The 22,057-nt window shown below is 40.0% G+C and carries 11 protein-coding genes; 4 read left to right on the top strand and 7 right to left on the bottom strand.

Annotated elements, in window-relative coordinates:
* Window positions 1-5: 5 nt before the first annotated feature.
* Both H9565_RS08735 and H9565_RS08730 read right to left on the bottom strand, forming a co-directional pair.
* The gene (locus H9565_RS08735; RefSeq protein ID WP_215438860.1) at window positions 6-1,148 is read right to left on the bottom strand and encodes a formylglycine-generating enzyme family protein; all 1,143 of its coding nucleotides are present in this window, start codon (window positions 1,146-1,148) and stop codon (window positions 6-8) included.
* 144 nt (window positions 1,149-1,292) lie between these two features.
* On the bottom strand, window positions 1,293-2,633 hold the full coding sequence (locus H9565_RS08730) for a Gfo/Idh/MocA family protein (protein ID WP_215438859.1): 1,341 nt from the start codon (window positions 2,631-2,633) through the stop codon (window positions 1,293-1,295).
* A gap of 499 nt (window positions 2,634-3,132) precedes the next feature.
* Between H9565_RS08730 and H9565_RS08725 the strand changes: the two genes are divergently transcribed.
* From H9565_RS08725 to H9565_RS08710, 4 genes are all read left to right on the top strand, one after another.
* Window positions 3,133-4,377 carry an MFS transporter gene (locus H9565_RS08725; RefSeq protein WP_246560444.1) on the top strand — a complete coding sequence of 415 codons (1,245 nt, stop codon included), beginning with the start codon at window positions 3,133-3,135 and terminating at the stop codon, window positions 4,375-4,377.
* 506 nt (window positions 4,378-4,883) lie between these two features.
* A complete protein-coding gene (locus tag H9565_RS08720) occupies window positions 4,884-7,910 on the top strand; it encodes a SusC/RagA family TonB-linked outer membrane protein (RefSeq protein ID WP_246560442.1) in 3,027 nt (1,008 codons plus the stop codon).
* A gap of 10 nt (window positions 7,911-7,920) precedes the next feature.
* Window positions 7,921-9,408 (top strand): RagB/SusD family nutrient uptake outer membrane protein, encoded by a 1,488-nt coding sequence (locus tag H9565_RS08715; RefSeq protein ID WP_215438856.1) that lies wholly within the window; start codon window positions 7,921-7,923, stop codon window positions 9,406-9,408.
* Window positions 9,409-9,530: 122 nt separating this feature from the next.
* Window positions 9,531-12,857 (top strand): VCBS repeat-containing protein, encoded by a 3,327-nt coding sequence (locus H9565_RS08710; RefSeq protein ID WP_246560439.1) that lies wholly within the window; start codon window positions 9,531-9,533, stop codon window positions 12,855-12,857.
* A 33-nt stretch (window positions 12,858-12,890) separates the two neighbouring features.
* Here H9565_RS08710 and H9565_RS08705 read toward each other — a convergent pair whose 3' ends face one another.
* From H9565_RS08705 to H9565_RS08685, 5 genes are all read right to left on the bottom strand, one after another.
* Window positions 12,891-13,913: a glycoside hydrolase family 43 protein gene (locus H9565_RS08705; protein ID WP_215438855.1), complete on the bottom strand. Its 1,023-nt coding sequence runs from the start codon at window positions 13,911-13,913 to the stop codon at window positions 12,891-12,893.
* Window positions 13,914-13,938: 25 nt separating this feature from the next.
* A complete protein-coding gene (locus tag H9565_RS08700; protein ID WP_215438853.1) occupies window positions 13,939-15,396 on the bottom strand; it encodes an MFS transporter in 1,458 nt (485 codons plus the stop codon).
* A gap of 5 nt (window positions 15,397-15,401) precedes the next feature.
* Window positions 15,402-16,541, bottom strand: coding sequence for an endo-1,4-beta-xylanase (locus H9565_RS08695; RefSeq protein WP_215438852.1), 1,140 nt, complete (start codon window positions 16,539-16,541; stop codon window positions 15,402-15,404).
* Between the two features lie 333 nt (window positions 16,542-16,874).
* Window positions 16,875-17,549 carry a hypothetical protein gene (locus H9565_RS08690; protein ID WP_215438850.1) on the bottom strand — a complete coding sequence of 225 codons (675 nt, stop codon included), beginning with the start codon at window positions 17,547-17,549 and terminating at the stop codon, window positions 16,875-16,877.
* 72 nt (window positions 17,550-17,621) lie between these two features.
* On the bottom strand, window positions 17,622-21,761 hold the full coding sequence (locus tag H9565_RS08685) for a hybrid sensor histidine kinase/response regulator (protein ID WP_215438849.1): 4,140 nt from the start codon (window positions 21,759-21,761) through the stop codon (window positions 17,622-17,624).
* Window positions 21,762-22,057: the final 296 nt, after the last annotated feature.

The following is a 22,057-nucleotide window of genomic DNA, read 5'->3' as shown; positions in this document are numbered from 1 at the left end:
GTTGTTTATTTTGAATTGCGGACCATATCGGGCGTTGCAACAGTTCTAAAACCCAAATGTTCCAATGATGAATCTAAACTTGTAGCCATACGAGACGATATCCTATAACTGGCGCAATAACTGGCATTACACAAGAACGAGCCGCCTTTCATAACTTTCTCCCTTGCATAAGGGTCTCTTTCATTATAGGCTTGATCCGCACCCAACGGGTTTTTAGCTACCGGATATGTTGCGCTTAACTCTTTATAGTAATTGGTGTTATACCAGTCATTGGTCCATTCCCAAACATTTCCGGCCATATCATAAAGACCAAAATCATTGGCAGGATATGATTTTACAGGTGCCCGAAGTCCAAAACCATCCGTTTCTACATTGGTTACCGGAAACTCACCCTCCCAGGTATTCGCTTTTTCCGATAATTTCGTATCCTCATCTCCCCAGAAATAAGTTGTAGTTAAGTGATTACCACGTGCAGCACGTTCCCATTCCGCTTCGGTAGGCAAACGTCTGTTGGCCCACTCGCAATAAGCCAAGGCATCTTCATAAGCAATATGCACTACGGGATAATTCCCTTTTCCTTTAATGGAACTTTTGGGTCCGTTAGGATGCTGCCAATCTGCACCAATGGTCCAACTCCACCATTGTGAGAAATCATAAAGATTGGGCACAGGACTTTTTGCCTGCTTAAACGTTAGCGACCCTGGTTGCATGATACTATCATGTGGTTTGGGAGTGCCTTCGGGAAGTTGCTTTTTCATTTCCTCCCAATCTATTTCCCTTTCGGCAACTGTTTTATAACCTGTTTCCTTTACAAATTCTTTAAACTGGTCATTGGTTACTTCCGTAATGTCCATAAAAAAACCATCAACGGCAACCTTATGTGCTGGTTTCTCATGTTCCATTGCCCCTTTATCCTGTGGTACGGCACCTTGTGAGAAAACTGCTCCTGGAATCCAAACCATTCCTTTGGGAGTAGTTACATCTTCTGGTTTTTCCTTAACTACCGTTGTATCTACCACAATTGGCTTGGACTCCTCTTTCTTTTCTGGAGTTTTTACTACCTCTGCCTTTTGTGATTTATCTTCTTTGCACCCTATGGCAAAACATAAAACCGCAACAGAAGCAAGTATTTTGATTGTATTATGCATAATTCTATTTCAAAAATGGAAAACAAAGTTAAACCTATTTTCCGGTTAACCACTATATTGGATTCCGTCTGTTTCTTTTAAAACGGAAACAAAAAAATGTCCCCGAAAAAGACGGGGACATTGTTATTTTGTGATACTTATAAATTATATGACTACGGTTTCACCTGGTTTTGGAATGTTGTAACTACCGTCCGCATTAGGTTGTACGGGGGCTGGAGAATCCCATGTTAAATCATCGGGTGCCAAATCAATGTTAGATTGCATGGCTTCGTCCCATTCAATTACTTTACCCGAATATGTTGCCATTCTTCCTATAATGGCACTCATGGTACTCTTGGCCCCATTTTCGGCATCAGCTATCACACCTCCGTTTCTTATGGATTCAAACAACTTTATATGTTCTATTTCATATGGATTAGGATCATCCTTACCTCTATGTTCAAAGACCGAGTTTCCGCTCCAATCTGTAATTGTAGCGGTATCTCCTTTTGTATAAACGGTACCCTTTGTTCCTTGGAAAAACTCCGAAACCTTACTCATAGTTTCCGGCTGATGACGACATTGACTAGCAACGACCGCGCCACTAGGATAAGTGTATTCTACAAAGTGGTGGTCATAAATCTCACCATGGTCCTTACCGTTGCGAACCTGTCTACCACCCATACCTTGGGCAGAAATTGGGTATTCACCAACAAACCAATTGGCAACATCTATATTATGGATATGCTGTTCCAAAATATGGTCTCCGCATAACCAATTAAAATAATACCAGTTACGCATTTGGTATTCCAACTCACTTTGCTGTGGTTGGCGCTCACGAACCCAAACACCACCACTGTTCCAATACACCTGTCCCGAAACAATTTTACCGATGGCATCTTTTTTAATCTGGTCAATGGCAGATAGATAACTATCTTGATAATGTCTTTGCAGACCTACAACAACGTTCAATTTATTCTCTTTGGCCTTTTTGGCAGCGGCCAAAACCTTACGAACGCCAGGTACATCTGTAGCAACCGGTTTTTCCATAAAGACGTGTTTGCCATTGTTTACCGCATATTCAAAATGCTGCGGACGAAATCCTGGAGGCGTTGCAAGGATAACAACATCTGCTAGGTCCATTGCCTTTGTAGCAGCATCAAAACCAACAAATTGGTTCTTTTCCTTCACATTAATTTTCTTAGTCTCGCCCATTGCCTTTGAAATATTGGCCAAACTACCTTTTAGACGATCTTCAAAGGCATCGGCCATAGCCACAAGCTCTATATTATCATCTGCATTCAACGCTTGTACAGCTGCGCCGGTTCCACGACCTCCACAACCTACTAGTGCTAATTTCAATTTCTTGTCCCCTAATACATTTGCCATACCGCTCATCTGTAAATTGGGCAACAACAATGCCCCGCCAGTAAATAAGGCGGTGTTTCTAACAAAATCTCTTCTGGATTTTTTGATCATACTGGTTTTGGTCTTGTCTACTTTCATTTTCTGTATATTTCTAGGATTATTTGCAGTAGCTGGTACATCTACAAAGCAACTGTGAATATAAAAATAATAAGCCAACTTATTTCATCAAAATTTGCGTTTTTCTCACTTTCTGAAACATTATTTTATCAAAGCAATACAAATTTGTTAGTTTTAAGAATATCCAGTCAATGGGATGGGCGCAAACTACCTTTTCAGCCGTAAGTCTGCCATTTTATAGCATTAAGTCTTTTTTACTCCTAACCACCTGACTTTTGGCACCTTGAAGATATACCTCCAATTTCAATTAAGTGTACTTTTAACACATTTTGAATTTTAAAAATGAACTTTTTGTCTAATTTTCCTGTGTTAGGCAAGTAAACCAAGGATTGTTAAATTCACTTTTTTTTTATCAATTACATATTTTTAAATTATCTTTCGTTTCGATTTTCGTAAAAAAACTTTTAATAAAAATTACTTTTACAAATCTGAACACCAAAAACAACAAACCAAATATTATATGGAAACAAACACAAATGAAATGGCTTCAAACGCCAATAGACTTTTTTACGCGAGTTGCTTTGCACTTATTACCACCGCATTTTCTTTTAGTATTAGGGCTGGTATCTTACCACAATTGGGCGAAGAGCTCAGTTTAAGTGGTGAACAATTAGGCTTTATTAACGCTATGTGGTTTATCGGCTTTCCTTTATCTATGGTTATAGGGGGTCTTATTTACCACAAAGTTGGTGGTAAAGCCATAATGCAGTTTGCTTTTTTTGCTCATGCTATAGGAATTATACTTACCATTTATTCCGGTAGTTATACTGGTCTTCTTATCTCTACTCTTTTAATAGGTTTGGGTAACGGTTGTACCGAAGCCGCATGTAACCCTATGATTGCAGATGCATACCAAGGAAACAGGATGAGTACTATGATGAACCGTTTTCACATGTGGTTCCCAGGTGGTATTGCTATAGGAAGCTTAATTTCAAGCTTTATGACAGATATGAGCTTTAGCTGGGAAAGTCAAATATGGCTTATTTTAATACCTACTTTAATCTACGCCTATTTATTCTTTGGCCAAGCATGGCCTAAGGCTAAGGTAGAAGAAGCCGCTACACTTGGCGGGAACGTAAAAGCTATGTTATCGCCATTATTCATCTTTATGTTGGTTTGTATGTCTTTGACGGCTATTTCCGAATTTGGCCCTAACCAATGGGTGGGTCTTATCCTCTCTAAAAGTGGAGCCAACCCTATGATCATTCTTGCCTTAACAGCGGGACTAATGGCCATTGCAAGATTCTTTGGAGGTAATATGGTGAAGCGATTTAACCAAACCGGCGTTCTTTTAGGTTCTGCCGTACTTGCCACTTTAGGTATTTACTTATTTAGCACGCAAACAGGTGCTATGGCATATGTTGCTGCTATTTTCTTTGCCCTAGGTGTTGCATACTTCTGGCCTAACATGATTGGTTTTGTTGCTGATAAAATTCCAAAAAGTGGTGCATTAGGTCTTTCTATTGTTGGTGCCGTAGGTATGTTCTCTAGCTCTATTTTTCAACCAATTATTGGTGGATGGATTGATGCCGATAAAGCAAAAGCTGCTGCGGAAGGTTTTACAGGTGATGAACTGGATTTGGTTTCCGGTCAAGCTACTTTGTTGACAATGACAATATTCCCTGGTATTCTAATCGTGCTTTTCACCCTGCTTTATTTCTGGATGAAAAATAGAAAAGAAAACACTCAGGCTGAAGTTGCTTAAATCTTAGTCTTATAATTTATATGGAAAAGCCCGATGATACATCGGGCTTTTTTATTTATCCCTCCCCATTAAGTGCTGCTCCTATAGTCCTCTCCTTCATTCTCCCCTACTTGTTTCTATGTATTTTGAAGTACTCTATTCTAGTTACTGCGAACATAGCCTTGCAGCACTATAAACTCCGTTTTCTTGGTATTATATTTTAGGATTTTTTCAATGCAAATTAGCAGTTGTATGATACAAAGTAAAACATATGCATAACATATGGTTTTTCGCTTCTTATTTATGCCCTCTCAGACACATATCACATTACTAATTTTCACCTCTCAAAACTATTAAATTCCTCATTTTTACCCCGTAAATATTGGGATAACAAAAGGAATGCAACAAAATTTCCATCATATGCGTCAAATCTTTTACTTCTCGTTCAAGCCTTCACATACATTTGTTTCGGTGATGTTTTCATTGATACCAACATCCTAAAAATTAACTAACTAAACTTAATGATTATGATTAAACTTAAACATGCGATCATTGCATGTCTTGTAATGATCGGACAGTTTGCTTTTTCTCAAACCTCTACCGTTAATGGTGTGGTTTCAGATGAAAGCGGAACTCCCTTGCCAGGTGCTACAATCTTAGTATCCGGAACAACAAACGGTACAACTACGGATTTTGATGGTAACTATTCCCTTTCTAATGTAAGCCCTTCGGACAATTTAGTTTTCTCCTATATAGGCATGACATCACAAACCATTACCGTAGGAAACAGAACCTCTATAAACGTAAGCTTACAAGAAGACGCTCAAGCTTTGGATGAAGTGGTTGTGGTTGGTTACGGTACGCAGTCCCGTGCAGAAGTAACCGGAGCTATTGCCACCGTAGGAGCGGAAGAACTATCCGCATTACCAGTAGCTAGTGCCGATCAAGCCTTGCAAGGTAGGGCCGCAGGTGTTACGGTCTTAAATACCGGTTCTCCCGGTACCGCCCCGGTAGTTCGTATTCGTGGTCTTGGTACTATGAACAACAATGATCCATTGTATGTTATTGATGGTATTATTGCTGGCGGTTTGGGCGATTTGAACCCTAATGACATTGAATCCATCAACATATTAAAAGATGCCTCTACAACGGCCATTTATGGTTCTTTGGGATCTAATGGTGTGGTTATGGTGACTACTAAAAAAGGAAACAGGTCCGGAAAAACCTTAGTGACGCTTGATGCATATACAGGGGTTAATTTCTCAAACCAAAGGTTTGACCTATTGGATACACAGCAATACTTACAGTACGCACAGGACGCTTTTGGGTTTACCCCAACTTCCGCCCTTTCACAATCCAATGGGAACACTACGGATTTTCAAGACGCTCTATTTAGAACGGGTGTTATGCAAAAAGTAGATTTTGGACTTGCTGGTGGTGGAGACAATAACAACTATAGATTTTCTGCCGGATATATGGATCAGGAAGGAGCTATTATAGAAACTGGCTTTGAAAGATTTTCTTTCCGTGCCAATAGTAACTTTACCGTAGGTAAATTCAATTTTGGTGAAACCATGGCGGTTTCCTTTCAAAAGCAAAACCCTGAAAGAAACCTAGGAGATAGGTCCCTTTTGGAACATGCTATAAAAGCTGCTCCTTATTTACCTATTTACAATCCTAACAACTTACAAGGTTTTCAGGGACCAAATAATGATGCGGACGGCCAAGACGGCGAGAACCCAATTAGAGTTCAAACCCTTGGGGAACACGTGAACAAATCATCTGCCGTTCTTGGTAGTATTTTTGGTGAATTTGAAATTATAGACGGGCTTAAATTTAAAAGTCAAGTGGGTCTAGAGTACAGAAACGCCAATACCAATATTTTTGTACCTTCTTATAATGATGATAGTCAAGGAGCTACGCACAGCTCAGAATTTGCGGCCATTACCAAAAATTCTAGCCTAAGAAAATCAATTACGATTACCAATAGCTTAAACTATACCTTCTCTGTTAATGACAAGCATAATTTTGATGTACTGGTACTTGCAGAGAAACAAGAAACCATAGATGAGCTTCTAAACAGTAATAGTCAGAACCCCATTACTAATGATATTAACCAAGTATCTTCAGAAAAAGCATTCTTACAGTCTTTTACGTATGAATATAACCGCTTAGGATATTTGGGTAGGTTAAACTATAACTTTGACCAGAAGTATATTTTTGCAGCATCAATCAGACACGATGCTTCCTCTAGATTTGGAGAGAACAACAGATGGGGTACTTTTCCCTCTGTAGCTTTAGGTTGGAACATTGCCAAAGAAAATTTCCTTACGGACACCGCTTTCAACACTTTAAAATTAAGAGGTAGTTGGGGTATTACGGGTAACGACCGTATTAACAATTACCAGTACAGCGCTACCTTACTTTCTGATTTCTTTTATCCGTTTGGCGATACATTGGCAACCGGAACAACAGCAGGCGGACTCGCTAATCCTGATTTAAAATGGGAGGAAACTACCATGATGAATATTGGACTTGATTTTGAACTATTCAATAGTAAACTAACGGGTGCCGTTGAATACTTCAACAACACCAGTGATGATTTACTTATGAGTCGCCCTCTTGCCGGGTCACTAGGAATTCACTCTGGTTCCGTAACCGAAAATGTAGGTTCTGTTGAAACGAATGGAGTTGAATTTAATATTGGTTACAATGATTACGACGGAGACTTTACATGGTCTGCCAATCTTAATGTAGGTACGTCTACCAACGAAGTAAAATCCTTAGGATCTAACGAGTCGCTTTCTGGGGGTACTTTTGAGTCTCAGGATATCTCAAGGATTGAAGTGGGCGAGCCTTTGTTCTTTTTCTTCGGTTATGAAACAGACGGTATTTACCAAACTCGTGCAGAAGTAGACGCTAATCTAAACCAAACCCTTGTTGATGGTGAGTTCCCGGTTAACCCTGGAGATATTAGATTCGTAGATCAAAACGGAGATGGTCAAATTAATGCGGACGATCGTGTGAAAATTGGAAACCCATATCCTGACTTCACTTATGGGCTAAACCTAAACGCTAATTACAAGCAGTTAGACCTTAACCTATTCATATCCGGGGTATCCGGTGTTGATGTGTACAACACCAATATTTATGACTTGGAAGGTATGCCAAGGTTGTTCAACGCAGGCACTAATGTCCTAAACCGTTGGACGGGCCCAGGAACATCAAATAGCGTACCTGCTGCAGGAGGTAATGCCCAGAATTTCAACTCCATTTCCGATCGTTTTGTAGAAGATGGTTCATTTACCAGATTAAAGAACATAACACTGGGGTATACCTTAAAAAATACTGCCTTGGAAGATTACTTCTCTAAATGCAGAATTTACGTGAGCGGTCAGAACTTGATTACTATAACAGATTATTCAGGTTTGGATCCAGAGATAGGAAACCCTTTGACAAATAATGGTGGAAATAGCCAGTATGAATTGGGAATAGATAGAGGTAACTATCCACAGCCTAAATCAGTATTACTTGGAGTTCAACTATCATTCTAAAAAAATTATCATGAAAAGAAATAAAATATTAGTAACGGTCATAGCTACGATAAGTCTGGTGCTATCGTGTAATGAAGATTCATTGGAATTGACCAACCCGAACGAACTTTCGCCAGATACCTTTTTTACGAACAGCACCCAGGTACAGTCTGCCGTTAACGCGGTGTACTCTAACTTGCAGACCAGAGGCCTCTATAGTCGTCATATGTTCTTTATGATGGATAATATGTCTCATGAAAACGGAGGAAACAACCAATTAGAGGCCGATAAAAGACAATATCTTGATTTCTCATTTGATGCCAGTCATGGCGCCATTGGAGCTTATTGGGAAAGTTGCTACAGAGGTATCAACAAAGCCAATTTCGTTATTGAGAATTCAGATAAAATCAATGAGATTCTACCTTCTCAAATGAGCGATGCCCTAAAGCAAAAGGCCATTGGAGAGGCTAAGTTCTTGCGTGCCCTGTTCCATTTCTTTATTGTAACCAGATATGGAGATGCGCCGTTGGTTACTACATTGCCCCCAGATGATGGTTCCGGCCCAGGCAAGAGCCCTAGTTCTGAAATTTATGCACAGATCATCAAAGACCTGCAAGAAGCTATTCCTGTACTTAAAGTAAAGGGTGAGGAAGAAAATGGCCGTGCTACAAAAGGGGCCGCTCAAGCCTTACTGGGCAAAGTATACTTGTTCTTGGAGCAATATGATGATGCTTTGGCTCAGTTCAATGCTTTAAACGGCTATCAATTGGAAGACAACTACTTTGACAATTTCATGGAAGAAACCGAACATGGTGTTGAATCTATCTTTGAAATTGAATATAATGATGATTTTGGCACCAGCGCACAGTGGAACTCGGACCGCAGCGGTCAAGGTCCTAACGAGGCCACTTTTAGAGGTCAAGAATATGGCTTTAATGATTGGTTCAATGTTTTTCCTTCGGATGATTTATTGGAGGAATATGAAATTGGAGACATTCGTTTTGAGCAAAGTTTTTACGTAAACGGAGATACATTTGGACCTGACGGTTCATTAACCGTAGATGCTTTCCCTAGCAATGGTGGTGGCAATGCAGGCTGGTCCAAATACAACAACTATTACAAAGATGCCAATGAGGATCAAACTTCTGGTATCAACTTTAAATATTTAAGATATGCCGATGTTTTGTTAATGATGGCCGAGTGTGAGAGCACGAGACCGGGAGGTGACCAAGATGTAGCCATAGGTTACATCAACCAAGTTCGCGAAAGGGCTACATTAGACCCATTGCCTACAGGATTATCCAAAGCTGAAGTCTTTGATGCTTTGGTACACGAACGTAAAGTTGAATTGGCCGGTGAGCAATGCAGGTTCAATGATATTATCCGTTGGGGAATTGCAAGTACAGAATTGTCCGGGACCCAGTTCCAAGAAGGCAAGCATGAGCTTTTACCTATACCTCAAGCAGAGATTGATGCCAATATCAATATTTCTGCTGCAGATCAGAATCCTGGCTACTAAACATTTTACGAGTTAGTTTGAGTTAGTTATTTTAAAAACAGTGTGTTTTGGTCAACACACTGTTTTTTTGCTTCAATTCTATTTTAAAAAAGCTGTATCTTAAAAATTTGAACACATATCCAATGGATTTTAATATGTACGGTAAAACACTGGTATACTCCATTATCCTTCTTTTTTTGGTGAATTGCACCAAAGAATCCAATAAAGTGGAAACAAAATTATTTACGGGTTTAGACCCGGAGCTTAGTGGTTTACACTTTAATAATACCCTTACGGAGAATGATTCCTTAAATTATTTTACCTATTCGTACCTGTACATGGGTGGTGGCGTATCTGCTGGGGATGTTAATAATGACGGCTTGGTTGACCTTTACTTTACCGGAAACCAGGTTTCTAACAAATTATACCTAAACAAGGGTAATCTTCAATTTGAGGATATTACGGAAAAAGCCGGCGTAACAGGTGATAACCGTTGGTATACCGGAGTTACCATGGCCGATGTTAATGCAGATGGATTTCTAGATATCTATTGTTCCGTAGGTGGCAAATTCGGTCCAAAGGACAATGAACTTTTCATGAATAACGGAGATGGTACTTTCACCGAAAAGGCGGCAGAATATGGTCTTAACGATAAAGGCAACAGTGTGCAAGCTACTTTTTTTGATTATGATAAAGATGGTGATCTAGACCTTTTCGTGGCCAACTACCCTCCTACTAAATTTGACTCTCCCACCTTTGTTTATTCATATAAGATGAAAAATGTCCAGGACCATGAATCCGGGCACTTGTACCAAAATAACGGACAGACCTTTACCAATGTTACCGAAGCCTCGGGACTTAAAGCATACGGACTTTCCTTAAGTGCCACCGTAGGCGATCTCAACAATGATACTTGGCCGGACCTTTATGTATCCAATGATTTTAATTCTCCTGATTTCATGTACATTAATAATCAGGACGGTACATTTAAAGAAGTGGTAAAACAAGCTACATCCCATACTGCGTTTTATGGTATGGGAGCCGATATAGCAGATTTTAACGACGATGGAAACCTAGATATTTTCCAGGTAGATATGGACGCCAAATCCAACCGACGAAAAAAAGCCAATATGGCCAGCATGAATCCGCAACTGTTTTGGGACGTGGTAGATGCCGGGTTCCATTACCAGTACATGCACAATTGTATGCAAATGAATTCTGGAGTTTTTGAAGATGGCATTCCTCATTTTTCCAATGTTTCTAGAATTACCGGAACCTCTTCAACCGATTGGAGCTGGGGCCCTCTTTTTGCCGATTTTGATAATGACGGGTATAAAGACCTTTTTGTATCCAACGGTACGCGACGGGAAATCAATAATAATGACTATTTCAACAAACTGAAATCCATCAAAATAAAGAATGATACGCTACTGGAACTCAGTCAAAAAATTCCATCTGAGAAAATAGATAACTTCATTTTTAAGAACAACGGAAACTTAGAATTCAAACGAGCCAACAAGGATTGGGGCATTGAGTTTAAAGGTTTTTCCAACGGCGTGGTCTATGCTGATCTTGATAATGATGGAGATTTGGAAATCGTTACCAATAACATAGATGATAAAGCCTCGGTTTTTAGGAACAACGCTTCGGAGAACAATAATTATGTACAAATAAAGCTCCAAGGCAATAATACCAATCCATTTGGTTTAGGTGCCCGTGTATATGTAACGGTTAATGGACGGACACAAATGCAAGAATTAACGCTGACCAGAGGATTTCAGTCTTCAGTAGCTCCTATGCTTCATTTTGGATTGGGCGACGCTTCTATAGTAGACGGATTAAAAGTGGTTTGGCCTAACGGAAAGGTTCAACAACTGCAGGCGGTAAAAGCCAACCAAGCACTGACCTTAAATTTTGAGAGTGCTGTTACGAATATTGAGAAAAAGGGATCTCAAACTAAATTATTTGCCACGGTTACCAACTCAAAGTTCCCTGAATATCAACATACAGAAAACAAATATGATGATTTTGAGGACCAGGTTCTGCTCCCACATAAAATGTCCTCTTTTGGTCCTACTCTTGCTGTTGGAGACCTTAACAATGATGGTCTGGATGACTACTTCGTAGGGGGCTCTTCCGGAAATCTTGGTAGTATATTTTTACAGACGGATGATGGCTTTGAAAAGCAATCTTCTAACTTTTTACAGGATGATTTAATAAGTGAGGATTCCGGTTCTTTAATTTTTGATGCCGATGGGGATGGAGATAATGACCTCTACGTAGTAAGTGGAGGATATGAATTTTCAGAAAACTCTAATGCATTACGAGATAGATTATATCTAAACGACGGCCAAGGCAATTTCCAAAAATCTGATGCCATGGCCCTACCGGATTTAAAAATTAGCGGTTCCCAAGTCTATCAATCCGATTTTAATGGAGATGGCAAACCGGACCTTCTGGTCTTAGGCAGACAGATTCCTAAAAACTACCCTAGCCCTACTTCCAGTTACCTTCTTAAAAACACGAGTACAAACGGCAACGTTAGTTTTGAAGTCTTTGAAAATATGCAACCACAAGAATTCCAAAATCTGGGCATGGCCACCAGCGCCTTAATTACAGATTTTAATAATGACAACAGACAGGATATTATGATTGTGGGCGAATGGATGCCCATACGCCTGTTCCAAAATACCGAGAACGGTTTTGAGGAAGTTTCTGAGTCTTGGGGGCTCACTAAAGATACTACTGGCTGGTGGTGGAGCATTCAACAAGGCGATTTTGACAAGGATGGCGATATGGATTATGTTTTGGGCAACAATGGTGAAAACTATAAATATAAGGCCACTGAAGAAGAAACGTTTGATATTTTCGTGAGCGATTTTGATAAGGACAACAACCAAGATATTGTACTTAGTTACTATAATGATGGTAAACAGTACCCTGTTCGTGGCCGTGGATGTTCGTCACAGCAGATTCCTGCTATAAAACAGAAGTTCCAGGATTACGAGAGTTTTGCCGAAGCTACCTTAGAAGATGTCTACACAGAAAAGTCTCTGGAATCCGCGCTTCATTATCAAGTAAAATCCTTTGCCAGTATCTATTTAGAAAATAAGGACGGGAAATTTATAGTTCATAAGCTTCCGGTGTTAGCGCAAACCTCTAGCATTAACGAAATATTGGTAGACGATTATAATAAGGATGGAAACCTAGATATTCTTGTAGCGGGCAACCTTTATGCCTCGGAAGTTGAGACTCCACGTAACGATGCAAGCCACGGACTCTTCCTAGAAGGTAACGGAGAAGGAGGTTTTACACCTATAGCAGCTTCTGAAAGCGGCTTTTTTGTTACTGGAGATGTGAAGCATATGGCCCCTATTCAAGTAAATTCCCAATCCTACATTCTAGCGGCCAAAAACAATGATTATTTGCAGTTTATAGCATTTAACAAGAAAGAGGGACTACCACAATGATAGTCCCTCTTTTTTCTTCATTATAAAATCCGATTAAAATTCTTTATATGGGTCTAAGGTTACGATACTCCCATCTGGATTATAGGTAATCTCCACAACCTTTACAGATCGTAGATGTGTAACCCCTCGGGAAAGGCTAGAATCATGGTAGAACAGATACCACTTGCCATCTACCTCACAAATGGAATGGTGAGACGTCCAACCCACAACCGGATTCAAGATGCGTCCGGCATAGGTAAAAGGTCCGTATGGATTATCCCCTATAGCGTAACAAATGAAATGGGTATCTCCAGTGGAATATGAGAAATAGTATTTGCCATTGTATTTGTGTACCCATGATGCTTCAAAGAAACGTCTGTTATTATCCCCTTCTAACAAAAGGTTACCATTGGCATCCAAAATTTGTACTTCTTTTGGTTCCTCGGCAAACTCCAACATATCGTCCGTTAACTTGGCTACGATAGGCAATAAGGCCGTTTCTTGGGGTTCGGGCATTTCATTGGTCTTATCGTAAGCATTTTTACGGTACTTTTGGAGCTGTCCGCCCCAGATTCCACCAAAATACATGTAGTAGCTTCCGTCCTCGTCTTCGAATACTGCTGGATCAATGGAATAACTTCCCTTAATAGCTTCGGGTTGGGGCGTAAAAGGTCCTTCTGGAGCATCGCCTACGGCAACACCTATTTTAAAAATTCCATCATAATCCCTAGCAGGAAAGTACAAATAATACTTCCCGTCTTTATGGGCCGCATCCGGTGCCCACATTTGCTTCTCCGCCCAGGGCACATCATCAACATGAAGTGCAACCCCATGGTCTACCGTTTCACCCGCTATTCCGTTCATGGAAAGCACGTGGTAATCCTCCATTGCAAAATGGCTTCCCAAGTCATCAAAAGGAATCCCAGATTCTATATCATGAGATGGGTAAATGTAAATTTTTCCGTTAAAAACGTGGGCAGAAGGGTCTGCGGTGTATATGTGCTTTACCAATGGCTGGGAAATAGCCGTTTCGTTCAACTTATCAAAATCGATATTTTCTATAGATTCTTCTGGCATGAAATCTTGTGTTTTGTTTTAGATATTATTTTTCTCTTCGTTTCTTTAAATCCAATTCTATGCGGGTTTCCGTTGTTTTGTTGATTTCATAGAAAAACAACAAACCTATACCTATCAAAAACGGAATGGCCGGATAGATACTAACCAACATTCGGGTGCCTTGCACTGCAGTTTCCGGCTGCACAATGGCTTCTCCGGCTACCACTGCTTCTTTTGAAACATAGTGGTACATACCCAAAATAGCGGTTACCAATGCGCTCCCTATACTTAAACCTCCTTTTAACCCTACCATCATGGCAGAGAAAATTATGGCTGTGGCCCTACGGTTGTTCTTCCATTCGGAGAAATCTGCAACGTCTGCAATCATGGCCCAAAGCAAGGGTATGGTGATACCGTAAAAGAAGCCGTGTAAAATTTGTGAGATGAAAATCAACCCAATAGAAGTAGGTGCAAAAAAGTAAAAGAAAACTATGAACAGTGTTGATAAAAATAGGGCTACCATAAAAACATCCCTTTTACCATAGGTATCTGCGAACCGTTTTGAGAGCGTAATACCCACAATCATAAAAATAATTCCCCCGGCATTAAAAAGGCCAAAACCAGCGGATACCGGATTTTCCCCAAAAAAGTTGACCCCAATAGCGGACAAACCATCAAGAACGGGCTGTATAAAAAGGGTAAGGCTTTCTTCGTTTACATAATTTTCAAAATAATACACATAAGAGCCACCTTTCATGGCCAAGGTTATGAATACCAAAGTGGTAAGCACCAACATAATGATCCACGGCCTGTTACCGAACAAGTCACCCAAATCTTCCTTAAGTGTAGATTTCTGTTCCAAAGTAGGAACAATGCGTTCTTTAGTGGTCAAAAAGGTAATAATCAGCATTACGGTTCCTATAATGGCCAACCAGGTCATTACAATTTCAATACCAACGGCTTTATTGCCACCTCCTGCAGATTCAATTATGGGTAACATAAAAACCTGAACAAAAAACTGTGCGAACATAACCGCTACAAAGCGGTAAGCGGACAAACTGTTTCGCTCGCCCATATCGCCCGTAATAACCCCACTTAAGGCCGAGTAAGGCAGGTTGTTCGCAGCGTACAGCAATAATAGCAACGTATAAGTTACCACGGCATAAATGACCTTGCCCTTATAGGCAAAATCAGGTGTACTGAACGCCAGCAGCGCCACTACTCCTAGCGGAATGGCCGTAAACAAAATCCAAGGTCTAAACTTACCCCATTTGGAGGTGGTACGGTCTGCCAAAGCCCCTATAATAGGATTAAAACCAAAGGCCGCAATAAGACCTACGGTAAGCATAATGGCCGATGCATGGTTGGTTTCCAAGCCATAGATGTCCGTGTAGAAATAGGCCAGGTACGTCATTAAGGTCTGAAAGACCAAATTTGCCGAGAGATCGCCCAGACTATAGCCTATTTTTTCCTTAACGGATAATTTTTGAGATTCTAAATTCATGAAGATTAATGTTGGTTGGTAGCATCGGTTTTTAAGCCTGTAACAGCGTAGTATGCTTTTTTGGTTTTGTACTCCCGATCAAAAAGTAGCGGATAGTTGGTACGGTCTTTAATGGGCCAATTGTTAAGCCACGAGCTTCTATCGTTCACACCCCAGAACGTAACCCTGTCAATTTTATCGCTGTGCTTTAAGAAAAGCTTAAAAATATCTCGGTAACGCTCCGCCAACTGTACTTCTACAGAATCCGGCAAGGCATCCGGGTATGGATTCATTTCCTCGCTGTTCTCAAAGTTCTGGCTTATTTCCGCGCCCTCTAGTTCCCTAGGGTTGGGCAGAACGGTAACGTCCAATTCGGTTATGGCTACTTTAATCCCTAATTTGGCATAGGCTACGATACTTGCCTCTACTTCTTCCAACGAAGGTTCCGTAAGACCCCAGTGGGCCTGCATACCAACCCCGTGAATTTTGGCACCGTTCTTTTGAAGGTTTTCTATAAGCCTAATGGCGCCTTCCCTCTTTTTAGGCTTCCACATGTTATAGTCATTGTAATACAACTCTGCGGCAGGATCGGCCTTTTCTGCCATTTTAAAAGCGAACTCCAAATAGCGCTCCCCCATTACTTCCAAGAAAACGGATTCCCGTAGAGAGCCATCCTCGTTAAGCGCTTCGTTCACCACGTCCCAACTGTCTATCTTTCCCTTGTACCTATCTGCAACCGTGGTAATGTGTTCTTTAATATAGTTGGCCATTTGGGCACTATCCTTGACGGAATTCATCCATTGGCCAATTTGGCTATGCCATAACAATGTATGCCCTACAATGTGCATATTATTCTTTTTGCCCAACGCCACATATTTGTCCGCCATCTCAAAATTATAGGTATCGGGAGATGGATGAAGGGCTTCCCATTTCATAACGTTTTCCGGGCTTAGCGAATTGAAATCCCCTTTCAAGACTTTAAGCGCTTTTGCATCGTTTCCTGTAATGATCCGGTCGTTTACGGCCGCCCCAATATAAAAGTCTTTTTCATATACTTTCTTGAGACTGGCAGCATCATCTTCGGTTTGAAAATTGCTTTCCCTGATTTTTCCAAAACCGAACAAAAACAACAGAATTGCAAAAAATAATACAACGGATTTAAACATATCATTAATTTAAAAAGGTTAAATAAAGAAATTGATAATAGCTCCTTTCTGTTTTGAAGACTATAGTTTGATAAAAGTCGGAAAATAAGCAGGTGGGCCATACTACAAATGAAGCGCAGTATAGAACATTTGTGGCATTTTGTTTTGCAAATGCAATAGTACCAAAGCATTTGGGCCCTAGGCCGAAAATGAGAGTGTAAAATTATGCCTTACGAAACCGAGAAAACAGATGACAGAATCGTGTCTAATTGAAGTAAAAACACATTGAAATAAGGTGAGTTTTTAGGGTTTATTTTGAATATTGGAGAAATCACCAATACCTTTTCTCACAAACTAATAAACAAGGTGAGCATAGAAACAAAAGCCATTATTCCATAAAGAATTTTGGATGTATTGCACTTGATTGTCTTTATTTTTTCTATTAATTTTATAACTCATTTTTTGTCCTCCACCAGACGTTACATACCCAACAACTGTTTCTTTTCTTTTTACTCCGTTTTCTGTGTATTCAACGAATATTGAGCAGTCTCCTGTAATACCAACCCAAACGGTTTTACTTTCATTCGGTTCAAGTTGCGCAATTCGTTCCGTTTCACAACCTACAATTTTAATTTCTGTCAGTTCGTTTTGTGTACTGTTTGTGAATGTAATTCTCATATTACCAAGAACCATCATCGATATCAACATACAGCCAAACATAATTGGTATATTCAACAATATCATTCCGCTTACTTTTAATAATTCTTTCCGATTTGTTTTATCGGTTTGGACTCGCACTAAAATTCCGATTAGGGTAATTAGGTTGATTATTCCTGCAAGAACGACAAAACCGTATCCGAGAAACAAGAGTTCTCCATTTGTTGTAAAGTAATATGTTCCAAAAATCAACATACCAATCAAAAAAGTAATCAGAGCTATTATTTTTCCAATTGAAATGTATCGGTTAGATGTCATTTTTATATTTTCTAGTCTGCAAACGCGTTTATACACCGCATAATCCGTACGCATCTATTCAACCCCTAATTTAGTTAAATCCAACGAAGAATTAAGATTTGTACTACAATAAAAATTAATAAGCCCTTACTTTACTTCTGTAGGAAGAAACCCAAACTGGGCCTTAAAGCATTTGGTGAAATAAGAAGGAGAGGAAAAACCCACTTTAAAGCAGACCTCACTGATAGATTCGTTTCCGTTCTCTATCATTTTCTTGGCTTTTTCAAGCCTTATCTTTCTTAAGAATTCATTTGCGGAGTAACCGGTGAGCGCTTTAATCTTCCGGTATAATTGACTTCTACTTAGGTTCAGTTCTTCTGCCAACTGCTCTACATTAAGGTTTTCATCCGATAGGTTGGCGGTAACATAATCCAGCACTTTGGAAATGAAACCTTTATCCAGTTCGGAAGTGTTTTCGGGTACTTTTACATTATTGGAATCATTTAAATACTTGTTAAAAAGTACCTGCCTACTGCTAAGAATCTGCTTTAGTTGAGCTTTTAAAACGGTCATCTCAAAAGGTTTGGTAAGGTAGATATCCGCTCCGGAATCAATTCCCTTTACCCAATCCTCCGTCATGGTTTTGGCCGTTAACATAAGTATAGGAATATGGCTTGTTTTTAGGTCTTCCCTAATATGTCTACAGAACTCAAAACCATCCATTTCGGGCATAACCACATCCGACAGGATAATATCCGGAGTTCTTTTTTCCGCAGCTTTTAGTCCCTCCGTACCGTTTACGGCTTCAATAATGGTGTACTCCTCCTTAAGTTCGCTTTTTAGGTAGCTACGCAGTTCCGCATTGTCCTCCACAATGAGCAAAGTAATACCGGAGCCCTTATTGGTAAGTCTTTCCACTATATCTTCATCTACTCTGGCCAGTGGTAAGTCATCCGCTTTAGGTGTTGGTTTTAAGAAAAGTTCGCTAGGTTTAAAATGGGCATTCCCCAACGGCAGGAAAATCTTGAACTTGGTTCCGATACCTTCTTCGCTTTCTACGGTAATTTTTCCTTTTAACAGATCTACAAAACTCTTTACCACTTCTAAACCAATACCTGTACCGCCATAATACTGGCTGTTCATTTTTTCAACCTGATAGAAACGCTCAAAAACCTTTTCCAATTCGTCCTTACCAATACCGCTTCCGGTATCCTCAATATAAATTTCCAAGGCCTGAACGGGCTCTTCTTCGTTTAAAAGAGGCAATATAATTTTATCGGCACGTTTATAAATACCCACGGTAATGGTGCCTTTATCCGGAGTAATCTTAAAGGCATTGGAGAGAATATTAAAAATTACTTTCTCTAGCATGGAGGGGTCGCTCCATAGCGTTATGGGCGGTTCATCCGACTCAACCACCAAATGCACATCCTTTAAGATAGCTTCTTCCTCAAAATGACCGGTTATCTCCTTTACAAATGACACGGCTTCCAGTTCAGATACTTTAACGTTCAGCTTGTTGATGTCCAGTTTTCTAAAATCCATCAGCTCATCTATCAACCGTTTTAACCGATCGGTATTCTTATGGATGATGCTCAACTTCTCTTTCATTTTCTTTGAAAACACCTGTTCCGAATCTCGCAGAATGTCTTCCAAAGGATTTAATATAAGGGTAAGCGGGGTTCTAAACTCGTGAGAGATATTGGTAAAGAATTGAATTTTTCTATCGTTCAATACTTCTTCCTGCAGTCGTTTTTCACGTTCAAACTGAACTATGCGCTTTTCACGTATGCGCTGGCTGGCCAAATTCACTAAGAAATAGGTAATGAGAAGAATAGCCAAAACATATAGAAATATGGCCAGATTGGTACTCCACCACGGCGCCAAAACCGTAATGACCATTGTCGTTGGGGTATTGTTCCAAACCCCATCATTATTGGCGGCCTTTACTTTAAAAACATAATCGCCCGGAGGCAGGTTGGTATAGGTGGCACTTCTTGTACTACCTACATAGTTCCATCTATTATCAAACCCTTCCAGAATATAGGCGTACTGGTTCTTTTTGGGCCTTGTAAAATTAATTCCGGCGTACTCTATGGTAAAAACGGACTGGCTGTTGGAAAGAGTCATGGCCTTGGTACGATTAATTACCTTCTCTAAAGGCGAGTCTTCCGTTCCCGGAACCACGGATTTATTGAAGAGTTTAAAATCCGTAAAATATACTTCCGGTTCGTGCTCATTAAAATTCAGGTTCTGGGGGTCTATAGAATTTACGCCCTCATAACTCCCAAAATATAGTATACCCGCTTCATCCTTAAAAGTGGAATTAAAATTGAAATCATTGGCCAGAAGTCCGTCGTGAACATCAAAATTCTTGAAATTCTCTTTTTCCACATCCATTCTAGAAATGCCATTGTTGCCCCCCAACCAAATGGCGCCATTATTGTCCTCTAAAATAGAAGCTATGGTCTGTTGGCTTAGACCGTTCCTATCTCCGTACCAAGTAAACGAGTCTTTGAAAGGATCATATTTGCACAGACCTCCGCCGTCCGTGCCTATCCAAATAATGCGGTTACTATCCTCATATAAGGATATAATTCTATCTACTATAAGCTGTTGACTCGTATTTGCATGCATGCGCTCCACCAAAGAAATAGCCTTGTCTCCTTCGGAAAAATCACTTTTAATTTTGTACAGTCCGCCTGTGGTACCCAACCAGATAAAACCATTGCTATCTACCAGAACCTTACGTACCTCTCCGTGATGGGGTACCTGGTCATGAAAAATCCGGTCAAGGTGAGGTGTGAATTTTTGGGTTTTAGGATTATAGGAATGTAAACCCGTTACATAGGAGCCAATCCAGATTATTCCGTTTTTGTCCTCATCAAAGGTCATGATACGGTTACTGGTTAATCCGCCATTGGTATTGGAAATTTTATAATTTTTAAAGGCTGTAGCATTCTTTTCCAGAAAGTAAATGCCCGAGTTCCAAGTTCCTACCCAGAGATTGCCCTTACTGTCAAAAAACATCCCTGAAACCGCAGCGGCATGCAGGTTCGTGGCTATCCCGTTTTGAGGGTCTTTCAAATGTACAATGCTATTGTCTTTAGTGTCATATACATCTATTCCACCACCATCCAAACCTATCCACAGTTTTCCTTTTTTATCGCTCACAATACCCGTAACGGATGGCAACAGCAAAGAGTTATTGATGTTCGCCAAGCTCTTTATATCTCTGAACTTATCGTACAACTTGTCATAAACCCCTACCCCCTTGTTGTAGTAGCCGATCCAGATACGCTCTTGGCTATCTACAAATACGGACCAGATGGAATTGGATTTTATGCTGTTTACATCAAACTTGTCATAACGATAGTTCTTGATCAGCGTTCCATCTGCTTTTAGGACAAAAAGGCCATCATTTTCCGTACCGCAGATAATATTACCATCTGCAGCTTGAGCGATTGAAAAAACCCGCTCCGGAGTTATTTCAAAGGAGTCTATACTGTATTTGTTCCCGGATATGAATTTTATTTTCACCAAACCATCCGATAAGGTTCCCAACCAAATGGCCCCTTCTTTATCCTGGAATAAAGTCTCGATATTCCTTGATAGACTTTTGACTTCCTCTCCCTTTTCATTTACTATTTGTAAGGGTATTACCTTAACTCCATTATACTCAAAGAGACCATAATTTGTGGCCACATAGATTTTACCCGTGGTGCTTTTTAAAATATAGTTGACCTGAAGTGTGGCTATATCTATAGTAGATTGAATGGGAATTGACTCACTTTTCATAGTCAAAGGGTCTACCCTAAATACACCATGATAATGTGAGCCCACTAAGAGTTCTCCATTAATACCTTCTTGAATAGCCCTAATAAGGATACTTCCTTGTCTTGCGGTATCATTCCCAAGTTCTACTTTATCAAAATTATCAAGGTCTGTGTTGTAGAGATCAAGACCTGTTTCCGTACCCACCCAAAGTCTATCATAACGGTCTATATACGAGGTATGAATAAGCGAGTTACTTATTGACTTGGATTCGTTTATATCTTGTTTGTAGGTAATAAAATCAATGCCGTTATACTTTTTTAACCCAACGCCATTGGTTCCTATCCAGATAAGTCCCATACTATCTTCAACAATAGTAGAGACCGCTCTTTGTGTATTGTCCTGCTCAATACTTACAAAATTATATTCCGTTTCAGAATTTTGGGCATACAGGCAACCTTGCGTAAAAAACGCACAAGAAATTAAGACCAAAATTACCTTTACAAACTGCATATATAAGTACCGCCTTGCGGATGAATTATAGATTACCGATTTGACTCTAAAACGAACGCCTTTTCATGCCTGCCTGAAGATAGACCAATTGATCAATCCACACAAACGGAACAGTTGGCCAACGCTCTGGCACCATGAAAGGAAAAGCTGTCACCAAAGCATCTACATTTAATACTGGATACTAAAGATATCACAAACCAAATTGCCGGTAGATCAGACCACCGGCAATTTCATGTATTGAATCAAAAATTAACCATTGGGGCGACCATGGCTACATGGTCTACTTTCTTAAGTTT

Origin of the sequence: Zobellia russellii (assembly GCF_018728565.1) — a bacterium.
Taxonomy (GTDB): domain Bacteria; phylum Bacteroidota; class Bacteroidia; order Flavobacteriales; family Flavobacteriaceae; genus Zobellia; species Zobellia russellii.
This window is presented reverse-complemented; position numbering and strand designations above follow the sequence as displayed.

What these genes read in the sequence shown, in the direction of transcription:
- H9565_RS08735 (WP_215438860.1), bottom strand. Translation starts at nt 1,148, where the DNA reads ATGCATAATACAATCAAAATACTTGCTTCTGTTGCGGTTTTATGTTTT.
- H9565_RS08730 (WP_215438859.1), bottom strand. Translation starts at nt 2,633, where the DNA reads ATGAAAGTAGACAAGACCAAAACCAGTATGATCAAAAAATCCAGAAGA.
- H9565_RS08725 (WP_246560444.1), top strand. Translation starts at nt 3,133, where the DNA reads ATGGAAACAAACACAAATGAAATGGCTTCAAACGCCAATAGACTTTTT.
- H9565_RS08720 (WP_246560442.1), top strand. Translation starts at nt 4,884, where the DNA reads ATGATTAAACTTAAACATGCGATCATTGCATGTCTTGTAATGATCGGA.
- H9565_RS08715 (WP_215438856.1), top strand. Translation starts at nt 7,921, where the DNA reads ATGAAAAGAAATAAAATATTAGTAACGGTCATAGCTACGATAAGTCTG.
- H9565_RS08710 (WP_246560439.1), top strand. Translation starts at nt 9,531, where the DNA reads ATGGATTTTAATATGTACGGTAAAACACTGGTATACTCCATTATCCTT.
- H9565_RS08705 (WP_215438855.1), bottom strand. Translation starts at nt 13,913, where the DNA reads ATGCCAGAAGAATCTATAGAAAATATCGATTTTGATAAGTTGAACGAA.
- H9565_RS08700 (WP_215438853.1), bottom strand. Translation starts at nt 15,396, where the DNA reads ATGAATTTAGAATCTCAAAAATTATCCGTTAAGGAAAAAATAGGCTAT.
- H9565_RS08695 (WP_215438852.1), bottom strand. Translation starts at nt 16,541, where the DNA reads ATGTTTAAATCCGTTGTATTATTTTTTGCAATTCTGTTGTTTTTGTTC.
- H9565_RS08690 (WP_215438850.1), bottom strand. Translation starts at nt 17,549, where the DNA reads ATGCGTACGGATTATGCGGTGTATAAACGCGTTTGCAGACTAGAAAAT.
- H9565_RS08685 (WP_215438849.1), bottom strand. Translation starts at nt 21,761, where the DNA reads ATGCAGTTTGTAAAGGTAATTTTGGTCTTAATTTCTTGTGCGTTTTTT.